General features: G+C 70.7%; 14 protein-coding genes. 9 read left to right on the top strand and 5 right to left on the bottom strand.

Annotated features, from left to right (window positions below):
- Positions 1–4 precede the first annotated feature (4 nt).
- The 3 genes from ABZ919_RS35730 to ABZ919_RS35720 are packed head-to-tail and all read right to left on the bottom strand — an operon-like array spanning position 5 to position 3,169.
- Positions 5–1,024, bottom strand: coding sequence for a TolB-like translocation protein (locus tag ABZ919_RS35730; protein WP_361256517.1), 1,020 nt, complete (start codon positions 1,022–1,024; stop codon positions 5–7).
- Complete coding sequence (locus ABZ919_RS35725) at positions 1,021–2,280, bottom strand: MFS transporter (RefSeq protein WP_361256514.1); 1,260 nt, start codon at positions 2,278–2,280, stop codon at positions 1,021–1,023. Before ABZ919_RS35725 ends, ABZ919_RS35730 begins: the two co-directional genes overlap by 4 nt.
- 1 nt (position 2,281) lies before the next feature.
- A complete protein-coding gene (locus ABZ919_RS35720; protein WP_361256511.1) occupies positions 2,282–3,169 on the bottom strand; it encodes an alkaline phosphatase family protein in 888 nt (295 codons plus the stop codon).
- Between the two features lie 130 nt (positions 3,170–3,299).
- Here ABZ919_RS35720 and ABZ919_RS35715 point away from each other — a divergent pair, with 130 nt between their 5' ends.
- Both ABZ919_RS35715 and ABZ919_RS35710 read left to right on the top strand, forming a co-directional pair.
- Positions 3,300–4,187, top strand: coding sequence for a DUF72 domain-containing protein (locus tag ABZ919_RS35715; protein WP_361256508.1), 888 nt, complete (start codon positions 3,300–3,302; stop codon positions 4,185–4,187).
- An 855-nt stretch (positions 4,188–5,042) separates the two neighbouring features.
- Complete coding sequence (locus ABZ919_RS35710; RefSeq protein WP_361256505.1) at positions 5,043–8,057, top strand: bifunctional [glutamine synthetase] adenylyltransferase/[glutamine synthetase]-adenylyl-L-tyrosine phosphorylase; 3,015 nt, start codon at positions 5,043–5,045, stop codon at positions 8,055–8,057.
- Here the strand turns inward: ABZ919_RS35710 and ABZ919_RS35705 are convergent.
- Both ABZ919_RS35705 and ABZ919_RS35700 read right to left on the bottom strand, forming a co-directional pair.
- Positions 8,039–8,908: a phosphatase PAP2 family protein gene (locus tag ABZ919_RS35705; RefSeq protein ID WP_361256502.1), complete on the bottom strand. Its 870-nt coding sequence runs from the start codon at positions 8,906–8,908 to the stop codon at positions 8,039–8,041. The genes ABZ919_RS35710 and ABZ919_RS35705 overlap by 19 nt on opposite strands.
- Positions 8,909–9,016: 108 nt before the next feature.
- Positions 9,017–10,051 carry a LacI family DNA-binding transcriptional regulator gene (locus tag ABZ919_RS35700; protein ID WP_361256500.1) on the bottom strand — a complete coding sequence of 345 codons (1,035 nt, stop codon included), beginning with the start codon at positions 10,049–10,051 and terminating at the stop codon, positions 9,017–9,019.
- Between the two features lie 378 nt (positions 10,052–10,429).
- Here ABZ919_RS35700 and ABZ919_RS35695 point away from each other — a divergent pair, with 378 nt between their 5' ends.
- From ABZ919_RS35695 to ABZ919_RS35665, 7 genes are all read left to right on the top strand, one after another.
- A complete protein-coding gene (locus tag ABZ919_RS35695; protein WP_361256496.1) occupies positions 10,430–11,701 on the top strand; it encodes an extracellular solute-binding protein in 1,272 nt (423 codons plus the stop codon).
- 107 nt (positions 11,702–11,808) lie between these two features.
- Positions 11,809–12,813: a sugar ABC transporter permease gene (locus ABZ919_RS35690; protein WP_361256493.1), complete on the top strand. Its 1,005-nt coding sequence runs from the start codon at positions 11,809–11,811 to the stop codon at positions 12,811–12,813.
- Positions 12,814–12,832: 19 nt separating this feature from the next.
- On the top strand, positions 12,833–13,753 hold the full coding sequence (locus ABZ919_RS35685; RefSeq protein WP_361256490.1) for an ABC transporter permease subunit: 921 nt from the start codon (positions 12,833–12,835) through the stop codon (positions 13,751–13,753).
- Positions 13,754–13,919: 166 nt separating this feature from the next.
- Positions 13,920–15,602 (top strand): glycoside hydrolase family 13 protein, encoded by a 1,683-nt coding sequence (locus ABZ919_RS35680; RefSeq protein ID WP_361256487.1) that lies wholly within the window; start codon positions 13,920–13,922, stop codon positions 15,600–15,602.
- Between the two features lie 163 nt (positions 15,603–15,765).
- Complete coding sequence (locus tag ABZ919_RS35675; protein WP_361256484.1) at positions 15,766–17,145, top strand: alpha-amylase family protein; 1,380 nt, start codon at positions 15,766–15,768, stop codon at positions 17,143–17,145.
- A 160-nt stretch (positions 17,146–17,305) separates the two neighbouring features.
- Positions 17,306–22,678, top strand: a complete 5,373-nt coding sequence (pulA, locus tag ABZ919_RS35670) for a pullulanase-type alpha-1,6-glucosidase (protein WP_361256481.1) — start codon at positions 17,306–17,308, stop codon at positions 22,676–22,678.
- Positions 22,679–22,710: 32 nt separating this feature from the next.
- Entirely contained in the window at positions 22,711–23,070 is a 360-nt protein-coding gene (locus tag ABZ919_RS35665) for an isomerase (protein WP_361256478.1), read from the top strand.
- Positions 23,071–23,075: the final 5 nt, after the last annotated feature.

Below are 23,075 nucleotides of genomic sequence, written 5' to 3'. Positions count from 1 at the left end.
CGGATCAGCCGAGGTACGCGGCGGACACCGCGGCCGTGCTGATCCGCCGGGGCGTCCCCGACCCGTCCGCCGGGACCTGGTAGAGGTCGGCGCCGTAGTCGCCCGGCAGCGCGTACACGATCGTGCGGGCGTCCCGCCACACCGCCTGGTCGTCGACGCTCCTCGCCTCGGCCAGCGGGCTCTCCCGCATGGTGCGCAGATCCAGCACGTACAGATGCCAGGGGGCGTCCTTGGGCAGTCCCTCGACCCGCTTCTTGTAGGCGATCCGCGTGCCGTCGGGGGACAGGGAGGGACATTCGACGTTCTCGTGCAGCGTCGTGACCGTACGGGCCCGCAGGTCCCCGCGCACCAGGTACGTACGGCCCTTCGTCGCCAGCGTCGCGTAGAAGGTGCGGTCGTCCGCCGCGAACGTCACGCCCCAGAAGTTGGTGTCCGCGGCCCGGTACGGGTGCCCGCCCTCGACGATCCGGAAGCCCTCCAGGGAGGGGATCAGCTCGCCGCTGCGGGTGTCCACGATCGCCGTGCGCGTGGAGAAGTTCGTGCCGGCGTAACTGTCACCGCCCACGAACGCCGTCCAGGCGGCGAAGTGACCGGTGGGGGAGACGCGGGCGCGGGAGGGGATGCCCGGCACGTCGTAGCGGTGCTCGGTGCGCAGGCGGGAGTCCAGGACCAGGGCCCGGTAGGTGTCCGAGACCGCGCCGTGCACGGCCTGCAGGCACACTCCCGTCCCCGAGGCGGCGTAGAAGCGGAGGCACTTGACGCCGGAGGCGGTACGCGGGCCTGACGGATCGGATGCCGGCACGCCGACGACCTCGTCCCGGTGCGGGCCCCACGCCATGTTCCGGAACAGCATCCGCCCGTGCCCGGTCAGCGTCAGGGGCCCCTCGGCGACCCGGGGGCCGCCCGCCCGGGTGTGGTCACGGCGGTCGGCGCGGGCCGAGGCGTGCAGGACGGACGCCAGCCCGACCGCCGTGAGCGCGGCGACGGCCGCGACCAGGATGAGGATGCGGCTGCGTACGGTCATGCGGCCACCGTTCCCTTCGGGCGCAGGGTGAGGGAGAACACGGCACACGCGGCCAGTGCCACGGCCGCGCCCGCGAGTGCCGCCCGGTCGCCCCAGACCGTCCACGCCGTGCCGAACAGCAGCGAGCAGGCGAACCGGGCCAGCGCCTGCCCGGTCTGTACGACGGCGAGCCCGGAGGACCGCAGCGCCTGCGGCACTCCGTCGGAAGCCGCCGCCATCAGCACCCCGTCGGTGGCCGCGTAGAAGGCGCCGTGCAGGGCGAGGACGACGTACGGCACCGCGCACCCGTGCCAGGCCGTGAGCAGCAGTGCGTAGGCGATCAGCAGGGCGCCGTGCCCGGCCACGAAGACCGTCCACCTGCCGATCCGGTCCGCGAGCCGGCCGAGCGGCACCGCCAGCAGCAGGAAGGAGGCGGCCGTACCGAGCGGCAGCAGCGCGAACCAGCGGTCCGGCACGCCGACCCGGCGCTGGAGCAGCAGATAGACGAACGAGTCACTGACCGTCGCGAGCCCCAGCAGCAGCGCGCACACGGTGATCCGCCGCAGACCGCGTCCCCGCAGCAGACGGAGCGCGGCACCCGGCGTCGGCCGTTCGTCCACGACCACTCCGGCCCGCCCGCCCGGCACGAACAGCACCAGCACCAGGACGCCGGCCACCGCGACACAGAAGCTGACGGTGAACACCGCGTCGTACCCGTCGACCGCGGCCCGCAGGATCAGGAAGGCCACCAGCGGCCCGAGCAGTGCGCCCGCCGTGTCCATGGCCCGGTGCACCCCGAAGGACCGGCCCCGGGACTCGGCCGTGCTCGACAGGGAGATCAGCGCGTCGCGCGGAGCGGTCCGCAACCCCTTCCCCGTGCGGTCGGCGGCCAGCACGAGACCGATCGGGGTCAGCGAGTGCGCCACCAGCAGCAGCGGCTTGCACACCGCCGAGACCGCGTACCCGAACCCGGCGACCCACTTGTGCCGTCCGCCGCCACGGTCCGCCAGATGCCCCCCGACGAGCCGTACGAGCGCAGAGAAACCGTTGTAGACGCCGTCGAGCAGCCCGAAGCCCAGCGGTGACAGACCGAGCCCGGTGACCAGGTACAACGGCAGCACGGCCGTGACCATCTCGGACGACACGTCCGTGACCAGACTGACCGTTCCGAGCGCGAGCACGGTCGGGGCGATCGCGGCACGGCGCCGCCCGGCCGGTGGCCGGACGGCACCGTCCGCGGACGCCGGCGTACTGGCGCGGCTGTCCGCTACGTACACGTCAGGACGCCCAGATGCCGCTGATGTCCTCGGCGCCGGCCGCGTTGCCCGCGTGCGTGGTCAGCCCCTGGCTGTCCTCCAGGGTGCGCAGCAGGTCGTAGTGGTCGTACGTCGTGGAGCTCGACGAGCCCGCGGCCACGGGCTGCCCGTACAGCACGGTCGGGATCCGGTTCCCGCTCAGCGAGTTGTCCTCGTCGAAGGTGACGACCAGCAGACTGTTGTGGGTCTTGGCCCAGGTCGCGTACGCGCCCAGGTTGTTCTTCAGCCAGGTGTCACCGGTGGACACCGAGCAGTCGTGCATGTCGCTGCACAGGTTCGGGGTCACGAACGACAGCTGGGGCAGCGTCGAGTAGTCCGTCGGGAACTGGGCGAACGTCTTCGCGCTGGACGTCGGCACATTACTGAACCCGAACCACGGGTTGTGCTTGCGGGCGTACCTCCCGCTGCTGCAGGTCGTCGAACCCTGGCTCGGCAGGGACTCGTTGTAGCTGGCCCAGCTGCGCCCGGCGGCGATCAGCTCGGACGCCAGATTGGGCGCCGACGAGAAGCCGGGCGTGTAGCAGCTGTCGTCCGTGATGCCCTGCGTCGAACCGGAGAACAGGGCGAAGTAGTTGGGCTGGCTCGGGTGGGTCTCGGCGTACGACTGCGTCAGGTTGGCGCCTCCCGACTTCAGCGAGTTGATGTACGGGGCGCTGGAGGAGCCGATGACCTGGCTGTAGGCGTGGTTCTCGAAGACCACGACGACCACGTGGTCCGGGCTCGGCACAGCGCCCGCGGCGTGCGCGGACTCCTCGCCGATCCCGGTCCACAGCCCGACCGCGGCCGCGGCGAGGGCCGCTGCGGATGCCACGACGGTACGGGCGCGGCGGTACACGGAACTGCCGGACACATCAACCTCCGATGGGGGCGGGACGGGGCTGGCGGTGCGGACAGAGCATGCACACGTCAACATTCCCGGGACCCACGGCAGCCAACCCTGCGGATGAAGAGCCGGTGAACTGCTGGGTACCCGTGCCCGCATGGCGAACATCCTCATCGGCACCTGCGGCTGGACGGACCGGGCCCTCCTCACGAGCGGCTGGTACCCACCGGGCCACCGGGACCCCGAGAGCCGTCTGCGCCACTACGCCACCCGCTTCCCCCTGGTGGAGGCGGACTCCCCGTACTACGGCCTGCCGAGCCCGCGCACCACCGCCCTCTGGGCGGAGCGCACCCCCGACGGCTTCCGCTTCGACGTCAAGGCGCACGCCCTGCTCACGGGCCACCCCACCCGTCCCTCCGCACTGCCCGAGGACTTACGGGGCCGCCCCCGGGACCAGGGCCTGCTGACCGAGGTCTGGAACCGCTACGCCGAAGCCCTCGAGCCCCTCCGCCGCTCAGGCCGCCTCGGCACGCTCCTCTTCCAGTACCCACCGAGCCTGGCCCCCGGCCCGGACGCCGAGGCCTTCGTCCGCGCGGCCCGGGAACGAGCCCGCGACTGGCCCTTCGCGGTGGAGTTCCGGCACCCCGCCTGGTGGCAGGGCGACCGCACCACCACCTTCCTCGCGGACCTGGACGCCACCGCGGTGGCCGTGGACACGCCGCAGGGCCTCCCGGCTTCCCTCCCCCCGGCCGCACCCGTCACCACGCCCCGCCTCTCGGTCGTCCGCTTCCACGGCCGCAGCCCGCAGTGGGGGACCGGCAGCAAGGAGGAACGCTTCCGCCACGCCTACACGGCCCCGGAACTGGCCGAGTGGCTGCCCCGCATCCACGCCCTGGCCGCGGCCACCGACGAGCTCCACATCCTGTTCAACAACTGCTGCGCGGACGCGGCGGCGAGAGCGGCGGAGACCCTGCGCACCCTGCTCGCCACGAAGTTGCCGCACCAGACCGGTCGCGCCCCGCGACCGCGCCCGGCGAGCAGATGACACGGCGGCCGCCACCGCCCGCCGCGGCCGGCGCCCCCCGCACCGCACCACACCCCCGGCCCAGGACGGCCACGACCCGCCGCGCCCCCCGCAGGTGCAACCCGAGCCACGACACACCCACGGGGGCCGGCAGGGTCACTGAGGCCGCATCCGGCCGTGCGGCAGGCGCCTGAGGCGGGTGCGCGTTGTGTGGGAGGTCTTCCGGGCCGGACTTGTACGGGGGGTGGGGCAGAAGCCGGTGCCGGAATCGCACGGGGGCGGGCGCCCGTTGGGCGGGTGCAGGCATGCGTGCCGGGGCGCACATGGGGCGGGCGCAGGCGTCAGGGTCGGACCCGGCCGTGCGGCAGGCGCCTGAAGCGGGTCCGCAGGGTGGGGGAGGCGTTCCGGGCCTGTCTCGCACGCGGGGCGGGCACAGGCATGCGTGCCGGACTCGGTCGCGCGCCACGCCTGCATCCGGCCCGCAACCGTGGCGGAAGGCCGAGCCGGACCCGCAACGTGCGTGGGCGCCCAGAGGCGGACGCAACCTGGGGCGGCAGTCGCCCACCCCCCCCACGAGGTCCCGCTGGCACCCCGGCGGCCCCCGCCCCCCCAACGCGCCACAGGCAGCGCCCGCGGGGCGCCGCACGGCACCCGAAGATCAGCCATCCCCCCCAACGCGCCACAGGCAGCGCCCGCAGGGCGCCGCACGGCACCCGAAGACCAGCCATCCCCCGCAAGGCGCCGCAGGCAACCGTCACCCCGTCGCCCGCGGCACAGCCCCCCGGCCGCCCGCCGGTTAGGCTCTGGCCAGGACGATTCCGGTCCGGCCGAAGACGCACGCAAGATCCGAGACGTACGCAAGGGGAGGCCACGGACATGACGCCGGGGCGCAGAAGCAGCACCTTCACCCGCCTGCTCCGACACGGCTTCACCGACCCCTCCGCCGCGGAGCGCCTCCTCGACGGCCCGGAGCTCGCCCCCGTCCGTGACGACCCCGTCCTCCTGGAAGCCCTGGGCGCCACCGCCGACCCGGACCTCGCCCTGCACGGCCTGGTCCGCCTCCTGGAGGTCCAGGACGGCCCCACCGCCCACCGCGAACTGCTGGACACCCTCATCGCGGCCAAGCCGCTGCGCGACCGCCTCCTCGGCGTCCTCGGCGCCTCCGCCGCACTCGCCGACCACCTGGCCCGCCACCCGAGCGACTGGCAGGCCCTGGTCACCTACGAGCCCCGCGACCTGCACCCCGGCCTGGAGGAGTTCGAACGCGGCCTGGCCGGGGCCGCCGACCCCGTCTCCCTCCGCGTGGCCTACCGCCGCTGTCTGCTCTCCATCGCCGCCCGCGACGTCTGCGGCACCACCGACGTGGCCGAGACGGCCGCCGAACTCGCCGACCTCGCCACCGCCACCCTCCGCGCGGCTCTGGCCATGGCGCAGGCGAAGGCCCCCGAGGACGCCGCGGCCTGCCGTCTCACGGTGATCGCGATGGGCAAGTGCGGCGGCCACGAACTGAACTACGTGTCCGACGTCGACGTGATCTTCGTGGCGGAGGCGGCCGAAGGCACCACCGAGGCCAAGGCGCTCACCGCGGCCACCCGTCTCGCCTCGCACTTGATGCGGATCTGCTCCGAGACCACCGTGGAGGGCTCCATCTGGCCGGTGGACGCCAACCTCCGCCCCGAGGGCCGCAACGGCCCCCTGGTCCGCACCCTCTCCTCCCACCTCGCCTACTACCAGCGCTGGGCGAAGACCTGGGAGTTCCAGGCCCTGCTCAAGGCCCGCCCGGTGGCGGGCGACGCGGAACTGGGCCGGGCGTACGTCGACGCGCTCGAACCCCTCGTCTGGAAGGCGGCCGAGCGCGAGAACTTCGTGGCGGACGTCCAGAAGATGCGCCGGCGCGTGGTCGAGAACATCCCCGCGTCCGAGATCGACAGAGAACTGAAACTGGGCCCCGGTGGCCTCCGGGACGTGGAGTTCGCCGTACAGCTGCTGCAGCTGGTCCACGGCCGCACCGACCAGAGCCTCCGCAGCGGCACCACCCTGAGCGCCCTGCAGGCCCTGGCCGCCGGAGGCTACGTGGGCCGCGAGGACGCCGCCCGCCTGGACGAGGCCTACCGCTTCCTGCGTTCGATGGAACACCGCATCCAGCTCTACCGCCTGCGCCGCACGCACCTCGTCCCGGTGGCCGAGGAGGACCAGCGGCGCCTGGGCCGCTCACTGGGCCTGCGCACCGACCCGGTGGCCGAGCTGAACCGGGAGTGGAAGCGGCACACCGGCGTCGTACGCAGACTCCACGAGAAGCTCTTCTACCGCCCGCTGCTGGACGCGGTCGCCCAGCTCGCGCCGGGCGAGGCCCGCCTGAGCGCCGAGGCGGCCCGCGAGCGCCTGGTCGCCCTCGGCTACGCCGACCCCGCCGCCGCCCTGCGCCACCTGGAGGCCCTGGCCTCCGGGGTGACCCGCAAGGCGGCGATCCAGCGCACCCTGCTCCCCGTCCTCCTCGGCTGGTTCGCCGACTCGGCGGACCCGGACGCGGGCCTGCTGAACTTCCGCAAGGTCTCCGACGCGCTCGGCAAGACCCCGTGGTACCTGCGCCTGCTGCGCGACGAGGGCGCGGCGGCGGAGAACCTGGCGCGCGTGCTGTCGGCGGGTCGCCTCGCCCCGGACCTGCTCATGCGCGCTCCCGAGGCGGTGGCCCTGCTGGGCGACAGCGACGGCACCGGCGCGGGCGGCGGCGGTCTCGCGCCCCGCGGGCGCGCCCCCCTGGAGCAGGAGATCCTGGCCGCCGTGGGCCGCGCGGAGAACACCGAGCAGGGCGTCACGGCGGCCCGCGGCGTCCGCCGCCGTGAACTGTTCCGCACCGCCGCCGCCGACATCGTCGGCTCCTACGGCACCGAGACCAGCCCCGCCGAGGCCGACCAGGGCGCCCTGGTGGACCGGGTCGGCGCGGCGGTCTCCGACCTCACCGCCGCCACCCTCGCGGGCACCCTGCGCGCGGTGGTCCGCGACGGCTGGGGCGACATGCTCCCCACGCGGTTCGCGATCATAGGGATGGGCCGTTTCGGCGGTCACGAGCTGGGCTACGGCTCCGACGCGGACGTCGTCTTCGTGCACGAACCGCAGGACGGCGTGGACGAGCACGAGGCGGCCGCCGCCGCGAACAGGGTCGTCGCCGAGATGCGCCGGCTGCTGCAGCTGCCCAGCGCGGACCCGGCGCTGCTCATCGACGCCGATCTGCGCCCGGAGGGCAAGTCGGGGCCGCTGGTGCGCACCCTGAAGTCGTACGAGGCGTACTACCGCCGCTGGTCCCTGGTCTGGGAGTCCCAGGCGCTGCTGCGGGCCGAGCCGGTCGCCGGTGACGAGGACCTGGGCCGCCGCTTCACCGAGCTGATCGACCCCCTCCGCTACCCGCAGCGCGGCCTCGGCGAGGACGCCGTACGCGAGATCCGCCGGCTGAAGGCCCGTATGGAGTCGGAGCGCCTCCCGCGCGGCGCCGACCCCAAGCTGCACACCAAGCTGGGCCCGGGCGGCCTGTCCGACGTCGAGTGGACCGTCCAACTGCTCCAGCTCCAGCACGGGTGGGAGCAGCCGGGCCTGCGCACCACCCGCACCCGCGCGGCGCTGGCCGCGGCCGGCGAGGCGGGGCTGCTGTCCGCCGAGGAGGCGGAGATCCTGGACGAGGCCTGGGTGCTGGCGACCCGGGTGCGCAACGCGGTGATGCTGGTGCGCGGCCGGGCGGGGGACACCTTCCCCACCGAGCCGCGCGAGCTGGCCGCCGTGGGCCGCTACCTGGGCTACGGCGCCGGGCACGCGGGGGACATGCTGGACGCGTACCGCCGTACCACCCGCCGGGCGCGCACGGTGGTGGAGGAGCTGTTCTACGGCGCCGGAGCCTGAGCAGGCCTCGGCGCCGCACCCGGCGTCACCCTGGGCAGCCGGTGGGGCAGCGCGCCGTACCACACCCGTGCCACCGTGAACCCGAAGGTCAGGCACAGCATGCCGCCCACCGCGTCCAGCCAGAAATGGTTGGCCGTGGCGACGATGACCAGCAGGGTCGTCGCCGGGTAGAGCAGCCCCAGCACCCGCACCCACGGCACGGACGCCAGCGCGAAGATCGTCAGCCCGCACCACAGCGACCAGCCGATGTGCATCGACGGCATCGCCGCGTACTGGTTCGACATGTCCTTCAGATCGCCGGAGGCCATCGAGCCCCAGGTGTGGTGCACCATGACGGTGTCGACGAAGTGCCCGCCGCGCATCAACCGGGGCGGGGCGAGCGGAAACAGGTAGTAACCGACCAGCGCGACACCCGTCGTCGCGAAGAGCACCAGCCGGGCGGCCGCGTACCGGCCGGGATGCCACCGGTACAGCCACACCAGTACACCGAGCGTGATGACGAAGTGCAGTGTGGCGTAGTAGTAGTTCATACCGATGATCAACCAAGTCGCCGAGTTCAGGGCGTGGTTGACGGACTGCTCGACGGCGACGCCCAGCTGGTGCTCGACGCGCCAGATCCAGTCGGCGTCGCGCAGCGCCTTGCCCCGCTGCTCCGGGACGGCGTTGCGGATCAGTGAGTACGTCCAGTAACTCACCGCGATCAGAAGGATCTCGACCCAGAGCCGGGGCCGCCGTGGCCGCCGCAGTCGGCTCACCCGACCTCGCGGACCGCGCCCGGCCTCGTCCGTGACGGTGCGCGGAACGGCCACCCCCTCGCGACCTTCCGGCTGCGTCACGGTCCAGTCACTCATAGGCATCAAGTCTGCCAGACAAGGCTCCTTCGCCCGATCATCCCAAGGGCGGGTCCGCGACGCACCTTCTACGACGTACGGACGATTCCCGTGCCGTACGCCCCGCAATCAGCCGCGACCGCGGTCACTCGGGGCGGAATCGGTCGAACCGCGCACCACCAGCTCCGGCATGAACACGAACTCGCTGTGCGGTGCGGGCGTCCCGCCGATCTCCTCCAGCAACGTGCGCACCGCGGCCTGCCCCATCGCCGGCACCGGCTTGCGGACCGTGGTCAGCGGCGGGTCGGTGAAGGCGATCAGCGGCGAGTCGTCGAAGCCGACCACCGACACGTCCCGGGGCACCTCCAGGCCCCGCTGCCGGGCGGCCCGTATCGCACCGAGCGCCATCATGTCGCTGGCGCACACCACGGCCGTGCAGTCCCGGTCGATCAGCGCGGTCGCGGCGGCCTGACCCCCCTCCAGGGTGTACAGCGAGTGCTGGATCAGCTCGGTCTCGACCGTCTCGGCGCTCAGCCCCAACTGGTCCTGCACGGCCCGGACGAAGCCCTCGATCTTGCGCTGCACCGGCACGAACCGCTTCGGCCCGAGCGCCAGCCCGATCCGGGTGTGCCCGAGCGAGACCAGGTGGGTCACCGCGAGGGTCATCGCGGCGCGGTCGTCGGGGGAGATGAACGGCGCCTGCACCTTCGGCGAGAACCCGTCCACGAGCACGAACGGCACGCCCTGGGCCCGCAGCTGCTCGTAGCGCTGCATGTCGGCGGTGGTGTCGGAGTGCAGTCCGGAGATGTAGATGATCCCGGCCACCCCGCGGTCCACGAGCATCTCCGTCAGCTCGTCCTCCGTCGACCCGCCCGGGGTCTGGGTGGCGAGCACCGGGGTGTAGCCCTGCCGGGTCAGCGCCTGGCCGATGACCTGCGCGAGGGCAGGGAATATCGGGTTCTCCAGCTCGGGCGTTATGAGGCCCACCAGGCCCTCGCTCCGCTGGCGCAGCCGTACCGGACGCTCGTAGCCGAGGACGTCCAGGGCGGCGAGCACGGACTGGCGGGTGGTGGCGGCGACGCCCGGTTTCCCGTTCAGGACCCGGCTGACCGTCGCCTCGCTCACCCCCGCCTGCGCTGCGATGTCGGCAAGCCGTGTGGTCACGCCACCGGACTGTACCGGCCGCACCGTGCCTTGCACACCGACGGGACGCCGTGCGCGCGCGGCCGAGCGGCCCGCCGTGGATTGCTGCGTCATCGCGCTCCCTCGAAGTCGTTGCGGCAAGAGCTTGCAGAGTCTTTCACAAGTGTCGGCCGGGCCGCCCAACGGCTTCGATCGCGGTTGCGCGGGGATCGACGACAGGTCACGGGCGGATAACCATCGTGGCCTCTTGCACTTTTTTTCTGCAAGACCTTTCGCAACGCTTACATCGCTGTTACGTTCCTGGTCGCCCGGCGGCCGCAACGGCGCAGTCGGCAAGACGGCAGGAAGCGGGCGGGACCGCTTCCTGCATCAGACGGGCTTAACCCTCAAGGAGAACTCATGCGGCGTGGCATAGCGGCCTCCGCGCTGGTGGCGTCCCTCGCCCTCGCGGCGACGGCCTGCGGCGGCGGGAGCAGCGACAGCAAGTCGAACGGCCCGGTCACCATCACCTGGTGGGACACCTCCAACGCGACCAACGAGTCGCCGACGTACAAGGCCTTGGTCCAGAAGTTCGAGGCCGCCAACAAGAACATCAAGGTCAAGTACGTCGACGTGCCCTTCGACCAGGCGCAGAACAAGTTCGACACCGCCGCCGGCGCCAGTGGTGCCCCGGACGTACTGCGCTCGGAGGTCGGCTGGACCCCCGCCTTCGCCAAGAAGGGCTACTTCCTGCCGCTGGACGGCACCGAGGCCCTCGCCGACCAGGCCAAGTTCAACCCGAACCTGATCAAGCAGGCCCAGTACGAGGGCAAGACCTACGGCGTGCCGCTGGTCACCGACACCCTCGCCCTCGTGTACAACAAGGCCCTGTTCAAGAAGGCCGGCATCACCGACGCGCCCAAGACCTGGGACGAGCTGAAGTCCGACGCCGCCAAGATCAAGGCGAAGACCGGCCAGGACGGCTACTGGGGCTCCACCCAGGCCTACTACGGGATGCCCTTCCTCTACGGCGAGGGCACCGACACCGTCGACGCGAGCGCCAAGAAGATCACGGTCGACTCGCCGGCCGCCAAGAAGGCCTACGGCACCTGGCTGAGCCTGTTCTCCGGCAAGGGCCTGCACAAGGCCGACACCACCGCCGACGCCTACGCCCACATCCAGGACGCGTTCGTCAACGGCAAGGTCGGCATGATCGTCCAGGGTCCTTGGGAGATCACCAACTTCTACAAGGGCAGCGCCTTCACGGACAAGTCCAACCTCGGCATCGCCCCCGTCCCGGCAGGCTCCACCGGCAAGGCGGGCGCCCCGACCGGCGGCCACAACCTCGCGGTCTACGCCGGCTCCGACAAGGCGCACCAGGCGGCGGCCCTGAAGTTCGTGAACTTCATGACGTCGGCCTCCTCGCAGGAGACCATCGCCCTGAAGAACTCCACCCTGCCCACCCGCTCCGACGCCTACACCGCCCAGGTCAAGGCCGACCCCGGCATCGCCGGCTACCAGGGCGTCCTGTCCGCCGCCCAGCCCCGCCCGGCCCTGCCCGAGTACAGCTCGCTGTGGGGTCCGCTCGACACCGAGCTGCCGAAGATCGCCGGCGGCAAGGAGTCGCTGAACACCGGCCTGAGCAACGCCGAACTGGCCATCGCCAAGCTGGTGCCCGACTTCAGCAAGTGATGCCCGGGTGGCCGTCGGATCCTCCCTGCACGAGAAGGGGGGGAAGGATCCGGCGGCCACCGGCCTGTGCCCAGCCCAACTCCTTGATCCTTTGAAGGTGTCGAACCATGACAGTCGCCATCGACCGCGCGTCCGGCAAGCGCCGCGGTGACCGCGCGCCTCGGCCCGGGCTGGGGCAGCGCATCAAGAGCGGGTACCAGAAGCACTGGTACGCCTACGCGATGATCGCCCCGGTGGTCGTCGTGCTCGCCGTCATCGTGGTCTATCCGCTGATCCGCGGCGTCTACCTGACCCTGACCGACGCCAACAGCCTCAACTCGGCGCGGACGATCGGCGTCAACCACATCGCGGCCACCTACAAGTTCATCGGCCTGGACAACTACAAGGACATCCTGTTCGGCCCGACCTCGTACGACCGGTTCTGGTCGCACTTCCTGTGGACGGTCTTCTGGACCGCCGCCTGTGTGTTCCTGCACTACACCATCGGCCTCGGCCTCGCGCTCATGCTCGACCAGAAGCTGCGCGGGCGGACCTTCTACCGGCTGCTGCTGGTCCTGCCCTGGGCCGTGCCGACCTTCGTCACCGTCTTCTCCTGGCGGATCATGCTCGCCGACTCCGGCGTGCTCAACCAGATCCTCCACGCTCTGCACCTGCCCCAGCCGCAGTGGCTGGAGGACACCTTCTGGCAGCGGTTCGCCGCGATCATGGTCAACACCTGGTGCGGTGTGCCGTTCATGATGCTCTCGCTGCTCGGCGGCCTGCAGTCCATCGACTCCTCGCTCTACGAGGCCGCCGAGATGGACGGCGCGAGCGCCTGGCAGCGCTTCCGGCACGTCACCCTGCCCGGCCTGCGCTCGGTCAGCTCCACCGTCGTGCTGCTCGGCATCATCTGGACCTTCAACCAGTTCGTCATCATCTTCCTGCTGTTCGGCAAGAACTCCGCCCCGGACGCCCAGATCCTCGTCACCTGGGCCTACGAGCTGGGCTTCGGCCAGCAGCCGAGAGACTTCGCCCAGTCCGCCGCGTACGGCGTGCTGCTGCTGTCGATCCTGGCCGTCTTCACCTCCTTCTACTTCCGCTGGCTGAAGCGCAATGACCAGCTCGCCGTCTGACGCCGCAGGAGCCGCCACCATGAGCACCACGACAACCTCCGAGATCGAGCCGGGACGCCCGGTGACCCCGCAGGTCCTCACCGCCTCGCGCATCCGCCCGGTCCGCCGGCGCGGTGAGCGCGGCCCGCTCGGTGCCGCCCTGCTGCACGGCGGCCTCGCCGTGGCGAGCCTCATCGCCCTGGCCCCGGTGGCCTGGCTGTTCTACCTGTCCCTCGGCCCGGACAAAGAGGACTACCTGCACCCGGGCGGGATCGCGAAGAAGCTCTCCTTCTCCAACTACAGCTACGTCCTCGAGCACACCGGCTTCTTCGACTGGTTCAAGTCGACGATGATCGTGGCCCTCGGCACCACCCTGATCGGTGTCTTCGTCGCCGCCACCACCGGCTATGCGGTCTCCCGGATGCGCTTTCCCGGCTACAAGCAGCTGATGTGGGTCCTGCTCCTCACGCAGGCCTTCCCGATCGCCATCCTGATCGTGCCGATGTACGAGATCTTCAGCCGGCTCGGCCTCATCGACACCTACTGGGCGCTGATCATCATCAACTGCACGACGGCCGTGCCGTACAGCGCCTGGCTACTCAAGGGGTACTTCGACACCATCCCCTTCGAGATCGACGAGGCCGGACGCGTGGACGGGCTCAGCCCCTTCGGCACCTTCTTCCGGCTGATCCTGCCGCTGGCCCGCCCGGGCCTGGCCGTGGCCGCCTTCTACAACTTCATCACCGCCGTCGGCGAGGTCGCCTTCGCGACCACCTTCCTGCTGGACGACTCGAAGTACACCTTCGCCGTCGGCCTGCAGACCTTCGTCAGCGAGCACGACGCCGAGTGGAACTACATGGCCGCCACCGCGGTGCTGATCGCGATACCAGTGTCCGTGTTCTTCTACCTCGTGCAGAAGAACCTCGTCACCGGCCTCACCGCCGGCGGCACCAAGGGCTGAGTCCCTTTCCGCCCAGGGCTCCCGCGCGCCTCACTGCGCGGGCAGGCGGCCGCGGTGCCCATCCGACCCCGCTGTCACCGCGGCCGCCCCGCACCCCGCTTCGGCCCGCCTCCGCCGCCGTACCCACGCGCCCATGACCCGAACACCGTTACCTCCCAAGGACGCCATGAGCCAGCAGCACCCCGCCGCACCGGCCCACCACTCCGCAGCCGCCGTCGCCGACCGCCGCCGCGACTGGTGGCGGGACGCCGTCATCTACCAGGTCTATCCACGCAGCTTCGCCGACAGCAACGGCGACGGCATGGGCGACCTGGAAGGCGTGCGCTCCCGCCTGCCGTATCTGCGTGACCTCGGTGTCGACGCCGTGTGGCTCAGCCCCTTCTACGCCTCCCCGCAGGCCGACGCGGGCTACGACGTCGCCGACTACCGCGCCGTCGACCCGATGTTCGGCAACCTGCTCGACGCCGACGCGCTGATCCGCGACGCCCACGCGCACGGCCTGCGCATCATCGTGGACCTGGTGCCCAACCACTCCTCCGACCAGCACGAGTGGTTCAAGCGCGCCCTGGCCGAGGGCCCCGGCTCCCCGCTGCGCGAGCGCTACCACTTCCGCCCCGGCCAGGGGAAGGACGGCGAACTGCCGCCCAACGACTGGGAGTCCATCTTCGGCGGCCCGTCCTGGACCCGCGTGACGGAGCCGGACGGCACCCCCGGCGAGTGGTACCTGCACCTCTTCGCCCCCGAGCAGCCCGACTTCAACTGGGAGCACCCGGCCGTCGGCGACGAGTTCCGCTCCATCCTGCGCTTCTGGCTGGACATGGGCGTGGACGGCTTCCGCATCGACGTGGCCCACGGCCTGGTGAAGGCCGACGGCCTGCCCGACCTCGGCTCCCACGATCAGCTCAAACTGCTGGGCAACGATGTCATGCCGTTCTTCGACCAGGACGGTGTGCACACGATCTACCGCCAGTGGCGCACGATCCTCGACGAATATGCGGGCGAGCGCATCTTCGTGGCCGAGGCCTGGACCCCGACCGTCGAGCGCACCGCCAACTATGTCCGCCCGGACGAGCTGCACCAGGCCTTCAACTTCCAGTACCTGGCGACGGAATGGGACGCCAAGGAACTCCGTACGGTCATCGACCGCACCCTGGAGGCCATGCGCCCGGTCGGCGCCCCCGCCACCTGGGTCCTGTCCAACCACGACGTCACCCGGCACGCCACCCGCTTCGCCAACCCGCCCGGCCTCGGCACCCAGATCCGCACGGCCGGCGACCGGGAACTGGGCCTGCGCCGGGCGAGGGCGGCCACCCTCCTCATGCTCGCGCTCCCCGGCTCGGCGTATGTCTACCAGGGCGAGGAACTGGGCCTGCCGGACGTGGTCGACCTGCCCGACGAGGTGCGCCAGGACCCGGCGTACTTCCGCGGCGCGGGCCAGGACGGCTTCCGTGACGGCTGCCGCGTGCCGATCCCGTGGACCCGCGAGGGGTCCTCGTACGGCTTCGGCAGCGGCGACAGCTGGCTGCCGCAGCCCGCGAGCTGGTCCGAGCTGAGCGTGGAGGCCCAGACCGGCGTCACCGGCTCCACCCTGGAGCTGTACCGCGCCGCCCTGCTCGCCCGCCGTTCGCACCCCGACCTGGGCGCCGGCGACGCGGTGGAGTGGCTGCGCGCCCCCGAGGGCGTCCTCGCCCTCCGGCGCGGCGACTTCGTCTGCGTCACGAACACCACGGGGGAGTCGGTGACGACCCCGGCGTACGGCCGTCTGCTGCTCGCCAGCGGTGAGGTGACGGAGGCCGACGACGAGACGAAGGTGCCCGCCGACACGACGGTCTGGTTCACCACGGTCTGACGGCCCGGCTGAAATTTCTTGCATCAACTTCACATCGGCCCGCTGCCTTTCAGGCGGCGGGCCTTTAACATCTGCGTCACCGCAAGTTTGCTGAAACGTTGCAGCAAGCTCTTCAGCGGTCTTCCGGCCTTTCAAGTGCCTTCAACGACGAAGGAACCCCCACATGGCACGCAGAGCCCTCTCCGGGGCGGTCGCCCTCGCCGCCGCCCTTGTCATGACCCCAACGACCACTGCCGAGGCCTCCCCGCCCGGCAGCAAGGACGTCACCGCCGTCCTCTTCGAGTGGAACTACGCTTCGGTGGCCCGCGAGTGCACCACCACCCTCGGCCCCGCCGGCTACGGCTACGTCCAGGTCTCCCCGCCCGCCGAGCACATACAGGGCTCGCAGTGGTGGACCTCGTACCAGCCGGTGTCGTACCGGATCGCCGGCCGCCTCGGCGACCGCGCCACCTTCAAGAACATGATCGACACCTGTCACGCGGCCGGCCTGAAGGTCGTCGTCGACACCGTCGTCAACCACATGTCGGCGGGCAGCGGCACCGGCACCGGCACCGGCGGCTCGACGTACAGCAAGTACGACTACCCGGGCCTGTACTCGTACCCCGACTTCGACGACTGCACCTCCCAGGTCACCAACTACCAGGACCGCTGGAACGTCCAGCACTGCGAACTGGTCGGTCTCGCCGACCTGGACACCGGCGAGGAGTACGTCCGCAAGACCATCGCCGGCTACATGAACGACCTCCTCTCCCTCGGCGCCGACGGCTTCCGCATCGACGCCGCCAAGCACATCCCCGCCGAGGACCTGGCCAACATCAAGAGCCGCCTGACCAACCCGTCCGTCTACTGGAAACAGGAGGTCATCTACGGCGCCAACGAAGCGGTCCAGCCCTCCGAGTACACCGGCAACGGAGACGTCCAGGAGTTCCGCTACGCCTACGACCTCAAGCGCGTCTTCACCAACGAGAAGCTGGCCTACCTCACCAACTTCGGCGAGGGCTGGGGCTACCTCAGCAGCTCGGTGGCCGGCGTCTTCGTCGACAACCACGACACCGAGCGCAACGGCTCCACCCTCAACTACAAGGACGGCGCCAACTACACCCTGGCCAACGTCTTCATGCTCGCCTGGCCCTACGGCGCCCCGGACATCAACTCCGGTTACGAGTGGTCCGACGCTGACGCCGGCCCGCCCAACAACGGCCAGGTCAACGCCTGCTGGCAGGACGGCTGGAAGTGCCAGCACGCCTGGCCGGAGATCATCCGCATGGTCGCGTTCCGCAACGCGACCCGCGGCCAGTCGGTCACGAACTGGTGGGACGACGGCAACAACGCGATCGGCTTCGGCCGGGGCAGCAAGGGCTACGTGGCGATCAATCACGAGTCCGGCAGCCTGACCAGGACGTACCAGACGTCGCTCCCCGCGGGCACGTACTGCAACGTCCAGAACAACACGACGGTGACGGTGAACTCCAGTGGCCAGTTCACCACCACCCTCGGCTCGAACACCGCGCTGGCGCTCTACGCCGGCAAGTCGTCCTGCTGAACCGGACGGTGGTCCGCACCGCTGCCCACGGCGGTGCGGACCGATCCGGGTTGAAAATCCTTACCGATGGTTTCAGGACTCTTGCTGTAAACCTTTCGACGGCGATACGGTCGCGCGGGGTCGGACCCAAGAGAGCCGCATCCGCTAGGAGTTACCGCCTGTGATACCGAGAGCGAGACGGGCCGCGGCCCTCACCGCCGCAGCCCTCGCCGCCGCACTGATCCAGCCACTGGCCGCGCACGCCGCCAGCCCGCCCGCGCCCCCTTCGGACGCGGCCCTCGCCGCCCGGCCGGCCCGGCACGACGACACCCGCGAGCAGTTCTACTTCGTCATGCCGGACCGTTTCGCCAACGGGGACAAGTCCAATGACCGGGGCGGCCTGACCGGCTCCCGCACGGTCACCGGCTACGACCCCACCGACAAGGGCTTCTACCAAGGTGGCGACCTCAAGGGCCTGACGAAGAAGCTGGACTACATCAAGGGCCTCGGCACCACCGCCATCTGGATGGCGCCGATCTTCAAGAACCGTCCCGTGCAGGGCACGGGCAGCAACGCCTCCGCCGGCTACCACGGCTACTGGATCACCGACTTCACCCAGGTCGACCCGCACTTCGGCACCAACCAGGACCTCACGACCCTCATCTCCAAGGCGCACGCCAAGGGCATGAAGGTCTTCTTCGACGTCATCACCAACCACACCGCCGACGTCGTGGACTACAAGGAGAAGTCCTCCGACTACCTCTCCAAGGGCGCCTTCCCCTATCTGACCGAGGACGGCAGGCCCTTCGACGACGCCGACTACGCCGACGGGAACAGGAAGTTCCCGGCCGTCGACACCGGCTCCTTCCCGTACACCCCGCAGGTCACCAGCCAGGCCAAGGTACCGGCCTGGCTCAACGACCCGACGATGTACCACAACCGGGGCGACTCGACGTTCGCCGGCGAGTCCGCGACCTACGGCGACTTCTCCGGCCTGGACGACCTGTGGACCGAGCGTCCCGAGGTCGTGCACGGCATGGAGAAGATCTACGAGCGGTGGGTGAAGGACTTCGCCGTCGACGGCTTCCGGATCGACACCGTCAAGAACGTGAACATGGAGTTCTGGACCCAGTGGGCGACCGCGCTCGACACCTACGCGGCCGCGCACGGGCGGAAGAACTTCTTCATGTTCGGCGAGACCTACTCCGCCGACACCTCGGTCACGTCCCCGTACGTCACCCAGGGCCGCCTGGACGCCACCCTCGACTTCCCGTTCCAGGACGCGGCCCGCTCCTACGCCTCCCAGGGCGCGAGCGCGCAGAAGCTGGCGAGCGTCTTCGGTGACGACTACAAGTACACGACCGACAGGGCCAACGCGTACGAGCAGGTCACCTTCCTCGGCAACCACGACATGGGCCGCATCGGGTACTTCCTGAAGCAGGACAACCCCAAGGCCACCGACGCCGAGATCCTCAAGAAGGACGAACTCGCCAACGAGGTGATGTTCCTCAGCCGCGGCAACCCGGTCGTCTACTACGGCGACGAGCAGGGCTTCACCGGCTCCGGAGGCGACAAGGACGCCCGTCAGACCATGTTCGCCTCGAAGGTCGCCGACTACCTCGACGACGACGAGATCGGCACCGACCGCACCCACGCCCGCGACTCCTACGACACGGGCGCACCGCTGTACCGGCAGATCGCCGCGCTCTCCGAGCTGCGCAAGGCCAACCCGGCCCTGACCGACGGAGTCCAGACCCAGCGCTACGCGGCCGACGGCGCCGGCATCTACGCCTTCACCCGTACGGACGCGAAGACCGGGCAGGAATACGTCGTCGCCCTCAACAACGCCGACTCGGCGCGGACGGCGACCTTCGCGACCGGGTCGGCGGACATGGCGTACCGGGGTGTCTACGGCGCCACCGACTCCGTGAAGTCCGACGGGGACCGCAAGGTCGATGTCACCGTCCCGGCCGACTCCGCCGTCGTCTACAAGGCGACCGGCACCCTCGCCGAGCCCGCCGCGGAGCCGACGATCACCCTCAAGGCCCCGGCCGCCGGAGCCACCGGCACGGTGGAGGCCGGCGCCGACGTCGACGGCGGTCAGCTGAACCGGGTCGTCTTCGCCGCCCAGGTCGGAAACGCCAGGTGGCAGGTGCTCGGCTCCGCCGACCACGCCCCCTACAAGGTCACCCAGACCCTCGGCAAGGACGTGCCGGCCGGGACCGCCCTGCGCTACAAGGCCGTCGTGGTCGACTCGGCCGGGCACACCGCGAGCGCCACGGCGAGCAGCTCCTCCGGCACCCCGCCCGCGCCCGCGGCTCCCACCGCCTCCTCCCGTGACTACGCGATCGTCCACTACAAGCGCACCGACGGCGACTACGACAACTGGGGCCTGTACGCCTGGGGCGACATCGCCGACGGCGAGGCCACGAACTGGCCGGCCAGCCACCCCTTCGCCGGCCGCGACGCCTGGGGCGCCTTCGCCTACGTCAAGCTCAAGCCCGGCGCCTCGAACGTCGGCTTCCTGGTCATCGACAAGAACGGCAACAAGGACGTCTCCGCCGACCGGAGCATCGACGTCACCAAGACGGGTGAGGTCTGGGTCGAGCAGGGAAAGACGGACGTACTGACGCAGAAGCCCGGCTACCCGGCGCAGGACAGGAGCAGGGCGGTCCTCCACTACCACCGCGCCGACGGGAACTACGACGGCTGGGGCCTGCACGTCTGGACGGGCGCCGCGAACCCCACCGACTGGTCGAACCCGCTGAAGCCGGTGAAGACTGATGCCTATGGCGCGGTTTTCGAGGTGCCGCTCACCGAGGGTGCCACCAGCCTCAGCTACATCGTCCACAAGGGCGACGAGAAGGACCTGCCCGCCGACCAGTCGCTGGACCTCAAGGCGAACGGCTACGAGGTGTGGCTGTTGAACGGCCAGGAAAAGTACCTGCTGCCGCAGCCGGCGGGCAGCTCGGCCGCCCTCGACCTGAGCACCTCCAAGGCGATCTGGATCGACCGGGACACCGTCGCCTGGAACGGCGCGGACGGCGCCGCCTCCACCCAGCTGCTGTACTCCCTCGACGGCTCGATCGCCGTCAAGGACGGGACGCTGACCAGCGACGACGAGCGCTGGATCCGGCTCGCGAAGACCACGCTGACCGACGCGCAGAAGGCGAAGTTCCCGTACCTGAAGGACTACACCGCCTGGTCCGTCGACCCGCGTGACCGCGGCCGGGTGCGCCAGGCGCTGAAGGGTCAGCTCGTCGCCTCGCAGCGGGCCGCGAACGGTGCCGTGACGGCCGCGACCGGTGTGCAGATCGCCGGCGTGCTGGACGACCTGTACCCCGGCGCCGCCAAGGCCGCGCTCGGGCCGGTCTTCCACGACGGAAAGCCGACCCTCTCGGTGTGGGCGCCGACCGCGCAGAGCGTCTCGCTGGAGCTGGACGGCTCGGTCAAGGCCATGCACCGCGACGACACCACGGGCGTCTGGTCCGTCACCGGCCCGGCGTCCTGGAAGGGCAAGCCCTACCGGTACGTCGTGAAGGTCTGGGCGCCCAGCGTCCGCAAGACGGTCACCAACAAGGTCACCGACCCCTACTCGGTCGCCCTCACCGCGGACTCCGGTCGCAGCCTCGTCGTCGACCTGAACGACAGGGCCCTCGCCCCGAACGGCTGGTCGGCCCTGCGCAAGCCCGAGGCCGTACCGCTGAAGGACGCGCAGATCCAGGAGCTGCACATCCGGGACTTCTCGGTCGCCGACAAGACCGTGCCGGCCCACGACCAGGGCACCTACCTGGCCTTCACCGACAAGAACAGCGACGGCTCCAAGCACCTGAGGGCGCTGGCGAAGGCGGGGACGTCGTACGTCCATCTGCTGCCGGCCTTCGACTTCGCCACCGTGCCCGAGAAGAAGGCCGACCAGGCGAAGCCCGACTGCGACCTCGCCTCCTACCCGGCCGACTCGGACCAGCAGCAGGCGTGCGTGGCCAGGACCGCCGCGAAGGACGCCTACAACTGGGGCTACGACCCGTACCACTTCACGGTCCCCGAGGGCTCGTACGCCACGGATCCGGACGGCACGGCCCGTACCGTCCAGTTCCGCAGGATGGTCCAGGCGCTCAACCAGGACGGCCTGCGTGTCGTCATGGACGTCGTCTACAACCACACGGCGGCCAGCGGCCAGGCCGGCACCAGCGTGCTGGACCAGATCGTGCCCGGCTACTACCAGCGGCTCCTCGCCGACGGCAGCGTCGCGAACAGCACCTGCTGTTCCAACACCGCGCCGGAGAACGCGATGATGGGCAAGCTGGTCGTGGACTCGATCGTCACCTGGGCGAAGGAGTACAAGGTCGACGGGTTCCGCTTCGACCTCATGGGCCACCACCCGAAGGCCAACATCCTGGCGGTCAGGAAGGCGCTGGACGCGCTGACCCTGAAGAAGGACGGCGTCGACGGCAAGAAGATCATCCTGTACGGCGAGGGCTGGAACTTCGGCGAGGTCGCGAACGACGCCCGCTTCGTGCAGGCGACGCAGGCCAACATGGCCGGCACCGGCATCGCCACCTTCTCCGACCGCGCCCGTGACGCGGTGCGCGGCGGCAGCCCCTTCGACTCCGACCCCGGCGTCCAGGGCTTCGCGTCCGGGTTGTACACCGACCCCAACGGGTCCGCCGCCAACGGCTCGACGGACGAGCAGAAGGCCCGGCTGCTGCACTACCAGGACCTGATCAAGGTCGGGCTGAGCGGCAACCTCGCCAAGTACCGCTTCACCGACACCGACGGCAAGGAGGTCACCGGCGCCGAGATCGACTACAACGGCTCGCCCGCCGGCTACGCGGACGCACCCGGCGACGCCCTCGCCTATGTGGACGCGCACGACAACGAGTCCCTCTTCGACGCGCTGACCTACAAGCTGCCGAAGGACACCCCGGCCGCCGACCGGGCCCGGATGCAGGTCCTGGCGATGGCCACGGCGGCCCTCTCGCAGGGCCCGGCCCTCTCCCAGGCGGGCACCGACCTGCTGCGCTCGAAGTCCCTGGACCGCAACTCCTTCGACAGCGGGGACTGGTTCAACGCCATCCACTGGAACTGCGCCGACGGCAACGGCTTCGGGCGCGGGCTGCCCGTGGCCGCTGACAACCAGTCCAAGTGGGAGTACGCCAAGCCGTTGCTGACCTCGGTCAAGGTGGGCTGCACGCAGATCACCGGTGCCTCGGCCGCCTACCAGGACCTGCTGAAGATCCGAACGACCGAGCAGGCGTTCTCGCTCGGCACGGCCACGGAGGTGCAGGACCGGCTCTCCTTCCCGCTGTCGGGCAAGGACGAGACGCCCGGGGTGATCACGATGAAGCTGGGCGACCTGGTCGTCGTCTTCAACGCCACCCCGCAGCGGCAGGAGCAGAAGATCGCCGACCTGGCCGGCGCCCGCTACCGGCTGCACCCGGTGCAGGCCTCCGGCGCCGACGCGGTGGTGAAGACCGCCTCCTACGCGGCCGGATCGGGCACCTTCACCGTGCCGGCGCGGACGGTGGCGGTGTTCACCCGGGCGGGGAAGTAGGGTCGGGGCGTCGTCGTAGAACAGGAGTGCCCATGCCGCAGATCACCGTCGACTACTCGTCCCCGGTCGAGGACCGCTTCGACCTGCACGGCTTCGCGCGGGCGCTGCACGAGGCGACCGTCGAGATCGCCGGGGCGAGGCCCGAGGCGTGCAAGACGCTGTTCCGGTACAGCGACTGGCGCGCGTTCGGGTACGAGGACCCCGAGAAGCACGCGATCTTCCACGTGACCTTCGGGCTCCTCGCCGGACGCACCGACGAGACGAAGGCGAGGCTGACGGAGACGGCGCTCGAACTGCTGCGCAGGTACGTGCCACCGGAGGACGGCGTCACCCTGCACGCCTCGGCCGAGGTCCGCGACCTCGACCCCTCCTACCGCAAGTACGAGGGCTAGGGAGG

Source organism: Streptomyces sp. NPDC046759, assembly GCF_040645475.1.
In the GTDB taxonomy this organism is placed as follows: domain Bacteria; phylum Actinomycetota; class Actinomycetes; order Streptomycetales; family Streptomycetaceae; genus Streptomyces.
Note: the sequence above shows the minus strand (reverse complement) of the source record. Positions and strands in the feature narration are given on the sequence as shown.